The organism is Sphingopyxis sp. BSN-002, from assembly GCF_022024275.1.
Classification (GTDB): Bacteria; Pseudomonadota; Alphaproteobacteria; order Sphingomonadales; family Sphingomonadaceae; genus Sphingopyxis.
The window spans coordinates 3,594,339-3,606,871 of sequence record NZ_CP091804.1 but is presented as its reverse complement, the minus strand read 5'-3'; the positions used below and the strand labels follow the sequence as shown (position 1 = coordinate 3,606,871).

The following is a 12,533-nucleotide window of genomic DNA, read 5'->3' as shown; positions in this document are numbered from 1 at the left end:
CGTCGCCGCATCGGCCAAGGCCATTTGCACGCCGATATTCGAGACATTCGACCGCCGCCGTTTTCCGCGTATAAGACACGGCAATGCCAACGCGTCCCTTCCCTGTTTCAGACTGCCGCGATGCCACCGACGCGCGCCATCGCAGGGGCCATGCGACGGGCATGACGTGTCGATGACGGGCGACGACGAGCTGAGGGCATTGCTGCCCGAACCGCCGCCGCCTGCGCCGAAACCGCGCGAGGCGGCCATCGAGGCGGCCCTGGCGCGTTTCGACGGGGACCCTGTACCTGCCCGAAAGCCGCGGCCCCAGGCAGCCTCGTGGTGGAGCAAGCTGCAACGCCCGCAGGCCGGTCTGTTCGCGGGCGCTGTATTGGTCGCCGTCATCGCCCTGCCCTTTGCCTGGCGAACCCCCGATCTGATGATTGCGCCAGCCAGCGTCGAGCCGCAGCCCCCACCTGTCGCCGGCGACCGCCCGACGCGCGCCTCGTCCGACGACGCCCCGGCAGCGCAGGCGCCTGCAGTCGCCAACCCCGCGGCGGAGGCGCCTGTGGCGACGGCTGCTCCGGCAAGCCCCGCGCCCGGGGCGGACCCGACGCTCTATGCGAATGCGCCGGCCGCCAAGGCAACCGGCATCATACAGACGCTTCCTCCACCACCGCCCCCCCCACCACCGCCACCACCGCCGCCGCCGGCGGCAATGCGGGCGGCCGAGGCGGCCCCGATCGTGGTCACCGGGCAAAAGCGCAACCAAGTCGTGCAGGACGCACCGGTTGCCGTGACGGTGGTCACCTCGGAATCCGTCTCGCGTGACGAGGGGCGCGATGTGGTCGTTGCCGGCACGCTCATTTCGCGAAGCAGACAGGTCGGACGCGGCGACTGGAACGCCTGTACCGTGAACGACCCGAGCCGGAAGCTGGCGCGATGCGAGAAGCTGGCAGGCGGGGCCGCCAGGGCGGTTCGCGGCAAAGCCGACGCCCAGCTTTCGGAGGGACTCAAGCAGGCCTGGGCGGGCAATACGGACGAAGCCATTGCCGCCTTCGATGCCGCGATCGCCATCGCTCCCGACCTGTCGATCGCCTATCTCAATCGCGGGCTCGCCCATGACCGTCAGGGGGACAGCGAGGCCGCGATTGCCGACCTCGACCACGCCGTACGGCTGTCGCCCAAATCGGCGCGTGCCTATTATAATCGCAGCGTGCTGCTGAGAAAATATGGCGACCGCAAGGGGGCTGCCGCCGACGAGCAGCAGGCGATCAATCTCGATCCGCGCTATCAGGCGATCTTGCGCTAGCTGTCCGGAAAAGATGGTGCGTTGGTAGCGGAGGAGGGACTCGAACCCCCGACACGCGGATTATGATTCCGCTGCTCTAACCTGCTGAGCTACTCCGCCCCGAAAGGCCGCCGCTTGGGCGAGCAGCGCCTATAGGCATGGCTTTGCCCCCGGTCAATATCATCTGCGTGACGCATGAAATTTGCGTGCGAATGCCCGCTCCCATGGTCCGCCGCGATAATGATGTGCGGCGAGCCCCACAATCGCGAGCGCACGGGACCGGAACCCGGCCGACAACTCGGCCACCAGCGCTTTCGCTTCGGCAGCGGTCACCTTGTTCTGGACCGTGATGTGAAGCCGCGGCGTTCCCCGATCCTGCGCAGTGAGCATGCCGTGGAAATGATCGGCAATGCGTGCGCGAACGCCGAGCAATGCGGGGCTGTCGACCCGGAAGGCGGTGCCGCCACCAAGCGAGTAGACCTCGCTGACCCTCGCCGCCGGCGCCGGCGTGTCGGCAGAAATTGCACGCACCAGCCTGTCAAGCTCGTCGAGGCACGACGGCGGAAGCTGATGGAAGAGCGTGATATGCGCGGCGAGATGATTGCGGTCGGGCGGGAAATGCGCGGCGCGGAGGGCGTCGAAGAAGCGCTGGTCTGCCGCACCCATCGTTCCGGTAAGGATGATGGGCGCGGCGCCAGTGTCCCGGGAGGGAGGGGGGAAGGCCCGGGTCACCATGCGCGAGAGGGGATGGACGAAGCCGTTGCGGGGAGCTTGCCGTCGTCCATGGGACACCCTGTCTCGTTGAAAACGGTTATGGCGCCGATCTGGTTTGCGATCCAATCGATTAATTGGCTCACTATGATCGGCCTCGACGATGACTTCATGAAATCCGGAGCTTAGAGGCTGTTCCAGAAAGCATGAAGTGCCGCCGCAACCTCCGCCGGACGCTCGGCGATCGCCCAATGCCCAGCCCCCTCGATCACGGTAAGCGGAGTCGCGGTGCGCTTTGCGAAGCGCTGCGCGACCGACAATTCGACATAGGGATCGCCCTCGCCCCAGACGAGCGCGCCATTCGCGGGGAGCTTGCCGATGTCGCGCGCCCAGTCATGCTCGAAACTGAGGCCCTTGGCAGAACGATACAGCTTCAGGATCGCGCGGCGCTTGTCCTTGCTGGCCCATTGCAGGGCTTCCTCGGCGGCGATGTCAGCGGGCATACCCTGCTCGGCCAGCCCCTTGGCGAGCGCATCGGGCTTGCTAAGCCACATGAAGATTTCGCCGAGGACCGGCGTGTTCCAGATGCGCGCGATGCGATGGCCGCGATAGTCGGGGTCGATGACGGCGTTCGACACCGCCCAGCTGCGGAACAGATCGGGGCGCAGCATCGCGGCGCGCTGTGCAATCAGAGCGCCCCAGTCGTGGCCGACGATGTCGATCGGGCCGTGCTCTGCGGCCAGCACCTCGGCCTCTCCTACCGCCCAGTCGGCATAGGCTTCCTTGGTCGCAGGAAACCCGGTGGGAAGCGGCGCGGTAAAGGCCGGCAGCGCGGGTACGGCGACCGGCGTGTCGCCGAGATCGAGCGCAGCGATCAGCGGCCGCCAGATCGCCGGGCTGTCGGGGACTCCATGAAGGAAAAGCTTGGCAGTCACGAGACGGCTCCTTCGGGCAGGCGGATGACCCAGCTGCGATCGGTCGGCTCGATCCGCCCTTCCCGATAACCGCCGGCGAGAAGCGCCGTATTCGCATCGGCACGGACGAGCGTCATGTAATTCCATTGTCCGCCAAGGTCATAGTCGAGGCGCGATCCGGTTCCGCTGGCGACGTCGAAAATCTCGGGTGCGATTCCGCCTGCCGCGACAAGAACGCGGTTGCCCGGAAGCAGCAGCAACCCGTCGGCAATCTTGAACCGCGGATCGGCCAGATTGCCGGCAGGAACGAAGCGACCCGTCGCGACGTCGAACCGCTCGACCGAGCGCAGCTTGCCGCCATAGTCGCGAATGTCGGATCCGCCGACGATCAGCACATCGCCGTTCGCAAGCCGGACGGCACCGTGCTTGTACCGGCCTTGCGCAAGGGCACCGGTCGCCGAGAAACGATCCGACGAGGGATCGAAAATTTCCGCGCTCGCCAAGGCGCGTCGCGGCTCGCGATCCGGACGCCCGCCACCTGCCACAAGCACGCGGCCGTCGGCCAGAAGCGTCCCGGTCGCGCCGCTGCGGGCCGTGCCGAGCGACGAGACCGGGGTCATCGTCCCCGATGCCGGATTGAAGATTTCCGCGCTGGCAAGCACGTCGGCACCATCATATCCGCCAGCGACGAGAATGCGGCCGTCCGCCAGCGCAATCACGGTCGGCGCGTTCCGCGGGTTCGCCATCGCCGGTCCGGACACCGACCGGCCGGTATCGGGATCGAATATCTCGGTCGTGGCACTCACCCGGCCATCGACCCACCCGCCCAGAACGAGGACGCGCCCGTCGCCCAAGGCGACGGCGGAAGGCTGGATGCGAGGCGCAAGCAGATGCCCGATTTCGACGACAGCCATGGTGCGCGCGTCGATGATATCGACCGTCGCGCTCGCGGGCCCCGCCTCGCAACCCACCCGCACGCAGCCGCCGATCGCAAGCAGTTTTCCGTTGCCTGCGGCGACCAATTGGTGGGTTGCCCGCGGCGAGCCCAGCCCGGTGCCCTGTTCGATGTGCACGTCGGCGGCACTCACCGCCGCCCCGCCGCCGCCCATGCAGGCAGCGAGCGCCAGAGTCATCGTGAAAAGCCCCGGAATGCCGCGCATGCTCACCCTCCCCTACAGATCCCGCTACCGCGTCAGAAGCCGATAGATCCCGTCCATTTTCCCCCGATCGGATCGCCGAAGACATCCTCCGCCGGCTGAAAGCGCCACGCGCCCGAAATATGCCGGCAGAGCACCGCATCGATTTCGGTATCCCCCGACGACATGTCGGCATAGCAACGCGTCGCCTTGCCGCTGCTGTCGTACTCGACGCGGAGCCATGGCGCCCTGATCAGCGACGACATGAGAATCATCCCGTCGAGCGCATGCGGCGGAAGCGGCGGCGACTCCAGCACGCCCGGCACGGCCCGCTGCCTGCGCGGTTCACGCGTATCAAGCGGATCGAACCGGACCACCGGTGCAAGGTCCTCGGACGGCAACGGGACGCGGATATGGCTGCGCTTGCCCTCCCATACGAACTGCAGGGGGATGACATCGGTGGTCGAGCCGGGTGTCATCCGCGGCCACCGGAACGGCAGGTCGCGCGCCGTCGAGCAGGCAAATGCGTCGAGGTCGGCCCTGCCGGACGGCTGGAGGATATCGCATTTCGTCACCCCGTCTGCGGCATTGACGGTCACGTCGATCGTCGTGGGCCGCTGCGCCGGGCCGCCACGGGGCATTGCGGCCGAGAGACGGGGAAAGGCGGCGACATAGGTTCGCCCGAAATAGGCAAGGCGCGGCCATTGCTGCCTGTCGGGCCTATATTGCGGAGGCGCGGGTACCGACGGCAACGGTAACCGCGGATCGGGCACCACCGTCCCTGCGATGACCTTGAAGGTTGCGTCCCAGGCGACCGGTTTGCCGACTTCGACATACCGCCGCTCGAACCGCGGGCTCTTTGTCAGTGCGGCACAGATTCTGCTGCCCTGATCGGCAGCGAGATCGGACCGGACGATTTCGCATCCGTTCACTCCGCCATCGACATCGACCGACAGGATGAGGTGCGTTTCGCTCCGGAAATCCCGGCTGCGTTGCTCGGTCGTCAGAATATCGAGCGGCAACCAGTCTTCGCCGATTTCATACATCCATACGCGCGCCGCGGCGATCGCGTCGGGCTCGCGCACGACCGGCCCCTCCACGCCGCGCATATAGATATAGGATCGCGGCGCTGGGACCGGATCGGCAGCCGCGCTCGCGCCCGGCGCAAAACCCATCGACAGGAATATTGCGGCGAGCCGCCCGAAGAGGGCGGCCCGGGTCATTCCATTTCTCCGCGGTCGCGGCGAAGCTGGTACCATTTCTGGACGTTGGCATTGTGCTCGCTGAGCGTGCGCGCAAAGACGTGACCGCCATCCCCTTTGGCGACGAAGAACAGATAATCGTTCGCCTCGGGATCGAGAACCGCGGCGATCGACGCCTTGCCCGGATTGGCGATCGGCCCCTTCGGCAGACCGACCATGCTGTAGGTGTTGTAATCGTTCACCGCCACAATCTCGGACCGCAGGATGCGACGGCCGAGTGGCTTGCCCTTGGTGATCGGATAGATGATCGTCGGGTCGGCCTGAAGCCTCATGCCCACCGCAAGACGGTTGGTATAGACGCCCGCGACCGTGCGGCGTTCGGACGGTACGCCGGTTTCCTTCTCGACGATCGAGGCGAGCGTGATCGCTTCGTTGCGGTCCTTTGCTGCCGAGCGCGGGCTGCGCTTCGCCCAGAGCTCGTCGAACGCCCGGTTCATCGCCGTCTGCATGCGCTTCACTACGGCCGCGCGCGTTTCGCCCGTGGTAAAGGCATAGCTGTCGGGCAGGATGCTACCCTCGGCAGGCACCGGAATCTCGCCCTTCAGCCGGGGTTCGGCCATCAGTCGCTCCCACACCATGATCGAGGGCATGCCCTGCGGGATCATGATCAGGCGCTGGATCGTCTTGCCCGACTGGAGAAGGCTCAGGATTTCTCCCGCACCCATCCCCTTTGCGACCTTGTACTCGCCGGGCTTGATCGGATCGTCACCGCCGAAAAGGCGAGCATGGTTGCGAAAGCTCGACGCAGACGAGATCGCGCCCGCCTTTTCGAGAATCTCGCCGGCCTTGGCGATGCTCGATCCGGGCGGGATGACGACGACCGTATCGCGCGGCGCGCCGCCCGAACAGGCGGTGAGCGCAAGCGCCATCAGGGCTGCAAGCAGCCAGCGCATGGCGATCAGTCTTCGACCGCTTTGACGATCAGGCTGGCGTTCGTGCCGCCAAAGCCGAAGCTGTTATTGAGCGCCGCCTTGACCTTGCGCTTCTTCGCGACCTTGGGGACGAGGTCGGCGCCTTCGGTGCCTTCGTCCGGATTGTCGAGGTTGAGCGTCGGGGGAACGACCTGATCGCGGATCGCGAGGATGCAGAAGATCGTCTCGACCGCACCCGCGCCGCCCAGCAAGTGGCCGATCGCCGACTTGGTCGAGCTCATCGATACGTTCGACATCGCGTCGCCGAACAGGCGCTTCACCGCACCGAGTTCGATCGTGTCGGCCATCGTCGAGGTGCCGTGCGCGTTGATATAGTCGATGTCGGCGGGGGTCATGCCCGCCTTCTTCAGCGCCGCGCTCATCGAACGGAAGGCGCCGTCCATCTCGGGGTCGGGCGCGGTGACGTGATAGGCGTCGCCCGACAGGCCGTATCCGACGACTTCGGCATAGATCTTGGCGCCGCGCGCCTTGGCGTGCTCATATTCCTCGAGCACGACGACGCCCGCGCCCTCGCCCATCACGAAGCCGTCGCGGTCCTTATCATAGGGACGGCTCGCCTGTTCGGGGCGGTCGTTATAGCTCATGTTGAGTGCGCGCGCCTGCGCGAAGCCGGCGATGCCGATCGGACAGATCGTCGCTTCGGCGCCACCTGCGAGCATGATGTCGGCGTCGTCGTCGCGGATCATCCGCGCGGCATCGCCGATCGAGTGTGCGCCGGTCGAACAGGCGGTGACGACGGCGTGATTGGGACCCTTGAGGCCGTATTTGATGCTGACCTGACCCGAAATCAGGTTGATCAGGCGGCCGTGGACGAAGTGCGGCGAGACGCGGCCCGGTCCCTTTTCGGCGAGCAGCAGACTCTCGCTCTCGATGCCGGGCAGACCGCCGATACCCGATCCGATCGAGCAGCCGGCACGCACCTTCTGCTCTTCGGTGAGATCGGTGAGGCCGGCGTCTTCGAGGGCCTGTCCGGCGGCGTCGATGCCGAAGATGATGAAAGGATCGACCTGACGCTGGACCTTGTGGTCGACGCGCTTGCCGGGGTCGAAGCCATATTCATGGTCGGGGCCCTTGACCTCGCATGCGATCGTGCATTTCTGGTCCGACGCGTCGAAATGGGTGATCGGGCCCGCGCCCGACTTGCCGGCGATCAGATTCTTCCAGGTGGTTTCCACATCGCCGCCCAGCGGCGTCACCAAACCCAAACCCGTCACCACAACCCGGCGCATATGCATTCCTTTCGTCGGCCCTGCCCCCGCAGGCGTCCGTATATTCAAAATCGCGATCCCAAGAAAAAAGCTTCCCGGTCACAGGGCGTGAAGCTCTGGACCGGGAAGCCGGAAACGCGTGGGCGGCGTCGCCGCCGCGTCCGGCTATGCCGGACGGGGCCGATTAGCCCTTGTTCGCTTCGATATAGTCGATCGCATCCTTGACGGTGGCGATCTTTTCCGCCGCATCGTCGGGGATTTCGACGCCGAATTCTTCTTCGAACGCCATCACCAGTTCGACGATGTCGAGGCTGTCGGCGCCCAGATCGTCGATGAAGCTCGCTTCTTCGGTGACCTTGTCGGCTTCGACGCCGAGATGCTCGACGACGATCTTTTTAACCTTTTCAGCCGAATCGCTCATGCACAATTCCTTTTTTTCTGACTATGGCGTGAATGTTGGGATTTGCCCTAGTGCCCAGCGGCAGGGCTGGCAAGAGGTCTGGCACCGGTCGGTCGACGAAGCGCCCTGTCGATCAGCGCTTCCTCCGCGCTGCTATAGGCCGAACGCTCCCCTTTCTGTCCCTCCGGTACCTGCGTCGTGAAATAGGCAATGCCGTCGCCCGCTTCAAGATCGAACCACAAACCAGATCGCAAACCATAGGCGTCGCCCGAATGGCCGAACCGCAACCGCCCGTCGCCGAACAGGTCGTCGCGGCAGGCCGGATCGGCCAATGCCGGCCCGCCGGTGCTGTGCATTGCAATGCCATATTCGCAGAAGAACCCGCCTGCCCCCTCCCCGCTCGCGGGATGGACTGCGGTCATCGTCCGGAGTCGGGCAAGGCTTTCGGGCTTCAGAAACCCTTCACCGTTGCGCAGCAACAGGACACCGATGCGCGCCAGCCCGTTGGCCGAAATGCGAAGACCACCCTGCGGACTGAAGCCCGCGCCATGGCGCGCGAGGCGATAGCGCGCGAGGTCGCAGCTGCCGTCCGTTGCCGGAACCACCGGGCAATCCGGCCGCTTGCCGCCAAGATCGTCGCGCTGGACGGTACCGTCGGCGCCACGGAGCACGACGGCCCGCGCCACCGCCCCATCACTGCAGGTCGGCCAGTTGAAGCAGGCGTCGAGGCCGAGCGGCTGGAAGACGAGGTGCGACATCGCCTGATCGAACCGCTCACCGGTCGCCCCCTCGATCGCCGCCGCTACCACCGGCAGATTCAGATTGGCGTAAGCGAAATCGCCGCCGGGCGGACGGGCATTGTCCCATGCTGCGGGCTTGGAAAGCTCCGTCTCGAGGTCCGCATCTAGCGGCAACGCATAGTCGATATTGTCGGTCAGCCCGGACCGGTGGCCGAGGAGCGCCGCGAGCGTGACGGGCCGGTCGGGCCACGCCGGATGTCGGAGCCGCCAGCCCAGATATTCCGACACGTCGCGATCGAGGTCGAGTTTCCCTGCCTCGACGAGTCGCATCACGCCGAGCGCGACGACGAGCTTTGAAACGGAAGCGACGCGCACCGGGTCGTCGGCCGTTGCCACCCGGCCGCGTGCAGGATCGGCCAGCCCTTCGGAAACACGTGTCTCGACGGCCCCGTCGCGATCGAAGCGAACCGCGACCGCCGCGGGAGGCGGTGCAGCCGAAACGAGAAGGATCAGTGCGGAAGCGAACGACATGCTGCGAACCTCGCCGCAGCTACGAGGCAGGTCAAGGGGTCGGCGCCGCCACGATGCCCGTCTCGCGAAGCGCGGCCGACGATCGCTGGATCACGATCGGGGTGATGATGAACTGTTGCAGCACCTTTTCGGGCGGCGCGTCAGCCGGCTGCTTCGTATAGGCCAGCAACCGTGCCCAGAGCGCGCGCGCCTGCGGCAGATGCCCCTGCCGCGCGAGTACGATCGCGCGAACCATCAGGAATTGCGGCTCGCGCGTACTCGTCGAGGGAACACGATCGAGTATCGCCATCGCCGCATCCTGATCGCCGCCCTGCGAACGGATAAAGGCGAGCGTCACGGCAGGCACGCCGGGATAGGACGAATCGAGATCGAGCGAGCGCTGCAACAGCATCGCGCCCTCGTCGGGCTGGTTGCAGGCAAGCTTGAACAGGCCAAGGAAGCCCGCAAGGTCGGGATCATAGGGGTTGAGACGCAATGCCGCCTCACCCATCGCGACGCCGCCGGCGCAATTGCCCGCGTAGAAATTGGCGCGCGCCATCGCGAACTGCCCCGCCGAAGTCCCCGATCCGTTTTCATAGGCGCGCTCGGCCAGCGAGCGCGCTTCGGCGTAAGCGGCAACGCCCGCGGGCGTCCCCCGCGCGGGTTGCCAGTCGCCGAACCGCAGCAGCGACAAGGCGTTGAGGGCGACCGGATCATGCGGATTGCGATCGAGCGTCGCGCGGAGGCACGCATCGATCTGCTTTGCGCTGCCGGTGGTGCGCATCTGGCGCATCCGGTTGAACTGGGCCAGACAGGCGAAGCCGGGAGCGAAATTGTCGGGCTGGCGCTGAAGCTGGTCGCGCACGATGACGCCATAATCGCCGGCAATCTGCGCGATCGCCGTGTCGACCGCTTCGAAGCCCGGCATCTGGTCGCCCTCCAGATGGAACTGCTGCGACCAGATTGTCCGCTGGTCGGCAACGCGGTTGAGCACGAGCGTGACCTCCGCCATCTGCCCTTCCAGCCGGCGCACGATCGACACGTCGAGGCGATAGTCGGCCCGGTCCGCCGCCGGGGTGTTCGCAGGCGCACGCGCGCTGCGCAGGTCGACAAGGTCGAAACGCCGCAGCCCGTCGCGAAGGCGGCCATCGAGGCCGCGCGCAAGCGCACGCGACGGGGGCGTATCCCCTGCGAGCGGCGCGCTGACCTCGAGCAAGGGAATTTCGACGGGCGCCTTGTTGAACAGCCGGTCCCAGTCGTTCGCCAGCCACCAGCCGCCGATACCGATCAGGGCCGCAAGAATCAGGCCGGCCGCCCATGCCCCCGCGCCCGGCTTGGCCAGCGTTGCAACAGGCACAGTCTGACGCGATGACGTCACGTTGCCTGCGGGCGATAGGGTCACGGGTTCGACAGGCGCATCTCCCGTCACCTCTGTTGCGGTGCGACCCGGGGGTGACGTCCGGTGCTGGACGACAATCTCGTAGCTGCCTTGCGGCACGCGAAGCCGGTGCACCCACGGCGTCTCGGCATAATAACGGTCGAGCAGGGTGCGGAGCCGTCCGACCATGACGCGCGGATAGCTGTCGACGGCGGGGTCGAAGTCGGCGCTACGGCCCAGCGCTTCGGTCGCGATCGCATAGGCCTTGGGCGCACTGCGTCCGCCGCGCAGCCGGTGTTCGACGAGGAACTGCAACAGGCGCGACAAGACCGGCGAGCGCGTGAACAGCGGCGACGCCAGAAGCCGGTCGAACTCTTCCGATATGATCCGGTCGGTTTCGCCCGTGTCCGGTATGTCGTTCGCTTTAGTGCGGTCCATGCAACCCTCAAATGCCCTCTGGCGTGGCGGGGCGGTAGATACGCCAATCGACAGGCTCGACCAGCCGCTTTTACTACCATGTAACGGTAACAGGAGGCCGCAGCCTTATAGCAAATTCGAATCCCGCCGCCAAATATGGGGAAAATCAGGGCCAAATGGTTAAGAAACCCTTCCCGTTCGGCTACACCCCGCGACGTGACCCCTTGTAACTGTCCTCTTTCCGAACAGCGTGGGAAAGTCTCACCGTCGCGACGTGCCCTGCGCCGTCGTGGTCCGGGCTGGGCATCCGCCTGGGTTGGACAAATGAGGTCGACAGACCGACGGGTGCGAGCTGGTCCCTGGCACCTTTCGATCCATCTGCCGCCCTCATAAACAGTGACTTCGCCGGACGGGGCTGTAGCCCCACCTACTCCCCGTCCGGCAAGTCCGCCTTCCCCGTTTTTCCTATGCCGCCGGCCCGATACGGAAGGCGCACAGCTTGTTGCCGTCCGGATCGCGAAAATAGCCCGCGTAAAAAGCCTGCTCGCCTTCATCCCCGCGCACGCCGGGCGCGCCTTCGCAGCTGCCGCCAAGCTCAAGCGCCTTGGCGTGAAGCGCATCGACCTTTGCCCGTTCGTCGACGACGATCGCAGCCATATGCCCGTTGCCGCGATCGGTTGGCTGGCCGTCATAGGGGCGCGTCACGGCAATGCCCGGCTGCCCCCAGCCGAGCCCGTACAGGGTAAAGCCGTTCGCTTCGGTATCCGACATGCGCATCAGTTCGGTTGCGCCGATGGTGGCAAGCAGCGACGAATAAAATTCGCGCGCGCGGCCGATGTCGTCGGTTCCCATCGTGATATATCCGAGCATGTTTCTTCCTTCCTTCCAAAAAAAGAAAGGGCGCCGGCTTGCACCGGCGCCCTCGATTCCATCAGCGGCGAGGCCCTCAGCTCTTCGCCGTCTCGGCCCCCGCCTTGCACGGGCCGGTGTGCGTTTCGATCTTCTGCAATACCATTTCATAGTCGCCCTGCCCCGTCGGCGACTTGCCCTTGACGGTGATGTTCACCTCGGTCTTCTTGGCGCCAAGAGTGCCGTTCATCGCAAGGTCGACGGTCTGGCCATTGGCGGTGCAGGTCCCGGCGACGTCGAGCTTGCCGCCCGAGATATCCTTTTTCGACCATTTGCAATCGCCGCCCTTGCTCGCGTCCCTGGCGAGTTCGGCCGGAATATCTTCCTTGTCCACTTGTTCCTGCGTGAAGCACTGCTCCACGCCGCTGGTGCCTTCCATCATCTTCGCCATGCCGTCCTTCATCTCGGGCGGCATGCCCGGCACCTCGAACTTGACCAACTTGACGTCGGTCCGCCAGTTGCCGGCCTCGCGTTTCGCGGTGCCCCCGGCATTTTCGCTCTTGCTGCACCCAGACATTGCCAAGGCCGCGCCAAGCGCGACGCTCATCATGATCTTCTTCATACCCTGTCTCCTGTAACCTGAGCGAACATTACACCGTGCTGCGTTTACGGCCCCGGGCAAGTCGATACCATATCGGCGGCGATGGCAATCCCAATTCGGCCTCAGCCGGCGACGCCCCGTCCGGGAGCCCCGTGCCCCTTGCCATTTTCCGTCTTCGGGCCGCCAGCCGATGGTTCGACGCAGC

General features: G+C 65.7%; 12 protein-coding genes and 1 tRNA gene. 1 reads left to right on the top strand and 12 read right to left on the bottom strand.

The window, feature by feature from the left end; all coding sequences use genetic code 11:
• Positions 1-172 precede the first annotated feature (172 nt).
• Positions 173-1,291 (top strand): tetratricopeptide repeat protein, encoded by a 1,119-nt coding sequence (locus tag L7H23_RS17895; RefSeq protein ID WP_237837218.1) that lies wholly within the window; start codon positions 173-175, stop codon positions 1,289-1,291.
• Between the two features lie 22 nt (positions 1,292-1,313).
• On the opposite strand, the gene L7H23_RS17890 is transcribed toward L7H23_RS17895, so the two are convergent.
• The 12 genes from L7H23_RS17890 to L7H23_RS17835 all read right to left on the bottom strand — a co-directional run bounded on the left by L7H23_RS17890 (position 1,314) and on the right by L7H23_RS17835 (position 12,349).
• A tRNA-Met gene (locus L7H23_RS17890) sits at positions 1,314-1,390 on the bottom strand.
• Between the two features lie 60 nt (positions 1,391-1,450).
• Positions 1,451-1,936, bottom strand: coding sequence for a 2'-5' RNA ligase family protein (locus L7H23_RS17885; RefSeq protein ID WP_237837217.1), 486 nt, complete (start codon positions 1,934-1,936; stop codon positions 1,451-1,453).
• 230 nt (positions 1,937-2,166) lie between these two features.
• Positions 2,167-2,916, bottom strand: a complete 750-nt coding sequence (locus L7H23_RS17880) for an alpha/beta hydrolase (protein ID WP_237837216.1) — start codon at positions 2,914-2,916, stop codon at positions 2,167-2,169.
• Positions 2,913-4,055 (bottom strand): kelch repeat-containing protein, encoded by a 1,143-nt coding sequence (locus L7H23_RS17875; protein ID WP_237837215.1) that lies wholly within the window; start codon positions 4,053-4,055, stop codon positions 2,913-2,915. Before L7H23_RS17875 ends, L7H23_RS17880 begins: the two co-directional genes overlap by 4 nt.
• Before the next feature lie 32 nt (positions 4,056-4,087).
• Entirely contained in the window at positions 4,088-5,254 is a 1,167-nt protein-coding gene (locus L7H23_RS17870; RefSeq protein ID WP_237837214.1) for a hypothetical protein, read from the bottom strand.
• On the bottom strand, positions 5,251-6,186 hold the full coding sequence (gene mltG / locus L7H23_RS17865) for an endolytic transglycosylase MltG (protein WP_237837213.1): 936 nt from the start codon (positions 6,184-6,186) through the stop codon (positions 5,251-5,253). Before mltG ends, L7H23_RS17870 begins: the two co-directional genes overlap by 4 nt.
• Positions 6,187-6,191: 5 nt before the next feature.
• Positions 6,192-7,454 (bottom strand): beta-ketoacyl-ACP synthase II, encoded by a 1,263-nt coding sequence (gene fabF / locus L7H23_RS17860; protein WP_237837212.1) that lies wholly within the window; start codon positions 7,452-7,454, stop codon positions 6,192-6,194.
• A 163-nt stretch (positions 7,455-7,617) separates the two neighbouring features.
• Positions 7,618-7,854, bottom strand: a complete 237-nt coding sequence (locus L7H23_RS17855; protein WP_003039428.1) for an acyl carrier protein — start codon at positions 7,852-7,854, stop codon at positions 7,618-7,620.
• A 47-nt stretch (positions 7,855-7,901) separates the two neighbouring features.
• Positions 7,902-9,104, bottom strand: coding sequence for a serine hydrolase domain-containing protein (locus tag L7H23_RS17850; RefSeq protein WP_237837211.1), 1,203 nt, complete (start codon positions 9,102-9,104; stop codon positions 7,902-7,904).
• A gap of 31 nt (positions 9,105-9,135) precedes the next feature.
• Positions 9,136-10,899: a tetratricopeptide repeat protein gene (locus tag L7H23_RS17845; protein ID WP_237837210.1), complete on the bottom strand. Its 1,764-nt coding sequence runs from the start codon at positions 10,897-10,899 to the stop codon at positions 9,136-9,138.
• A gap of 444 nt (positions 10,900-11,343) precedes the next feature.
• A complete protein-coding gene (locus tag L7H23_RS17840; protein WP_237837209.1) occupies positions 11,344-11,748 on the bottom strand; it encodes a VOC family protein in 405 nt (134 codons plus the stop codon).
• Between the two features lie 76 nt (positions 11,749-11,824).
• Positions 11,825-12,349: a DUF3617 domain-containing protein gene (locus tag L7H23_RS17835; protein ID WP_237837208.1), complete on the bottom strand. Its 525-nt coding sequence runs from the start codon at positions 12,347-12,349 to the stop codon at positions 11,825-11,827.
• Positions 12,350-12,533 lie beyond the last annotated feature (184 nt).

What these genes read in the sequence shown, in the direction of transcription:
- L7H23_RS17895 (WP_237837218.1), top strand. Translation starts at nt 173, where the DNA reads ATGACGGGCGACGACGAGCTGAGGGCATTGCTGCCCGAACCGCCGCCG.
- L7H23_RS17885 (WP_237837217.1), bottom strand. Translation starts at nt 1,936, where the DNA reads ATGGGTGCGGCAGACCAGCGCTTCTTCGACGCCCTCCGCGCCGCGCAT.
- L7H23_RS17875 (WP_237837215.1), bottom strand. Translation starts at nt 4,055, where the DNA reads ATGCGCGGCATTCCGGGGCTTTTCACGATGACTCTGGCGCTCGCTGCC.
- L7H23_RS17870 (WP_237837214.1), bottom strand. Translation starts at nt 5,254, where the DNA reads ATGACCCGGGCCGCCCTCTTCGGGCGGCTCGCCGCAATATTCCTGTCG.
- mltG (WP_237837213.1), bottom strand. Translation starts at nt 6,186, where the DNA reads ATGCGCTGGCTGCTTGCAGCCCTGATGGCGCTTGCGCTCACCGCCTGT.
- fabF (WP_237837212.1), bottom strand. Translation starts at nt 7,454, where the DNA reads ATGCGCCGGGTTGTGGTGACGGGTTTGGGTTTGGTGACGCCGCTGGGC.
- L7H23_RS17855 (WP_003039428.1), bottom strand. Translation starts at nt 7,854, where the DNA reads ATGAGCGATTCGGCTGAAAAGGTTAAAAAGATCGTCGTCGAGCATCTC.
- L7H23_RS17850 (WP_237837211.1), bottom strand. Translation starts at nt 9,104, where the DNA reads ATGTCGTTCGCTTCCGCACTGATCCTTCTCGTTTCGGCTGCACCGCCT.
- L7H23_RS17845 (WP_237837210.1), bottom strand. Translation starts at nt 10,899, where the DNA reads ATGGACCGCACTAAAGCGAACGACATACCGGACACGGGCGAAACCGAC.
- L7H23_RS17840 (WP_237837209.1), bottom strand. Translation starts at nt 11,748, where the DNA reads ATGCTCGGATATATCACGATGGGAACCGACGACATCGGCCGCGCGCGC.
- L7H23_RS17835 (WP_237837208.1), bottom strand. Translation starts at nt 12,349, where the DNA reads ATGAAGAAGATCATGATGAGCGTCGCGCTTGGCGCGGCCTTGGCAATG.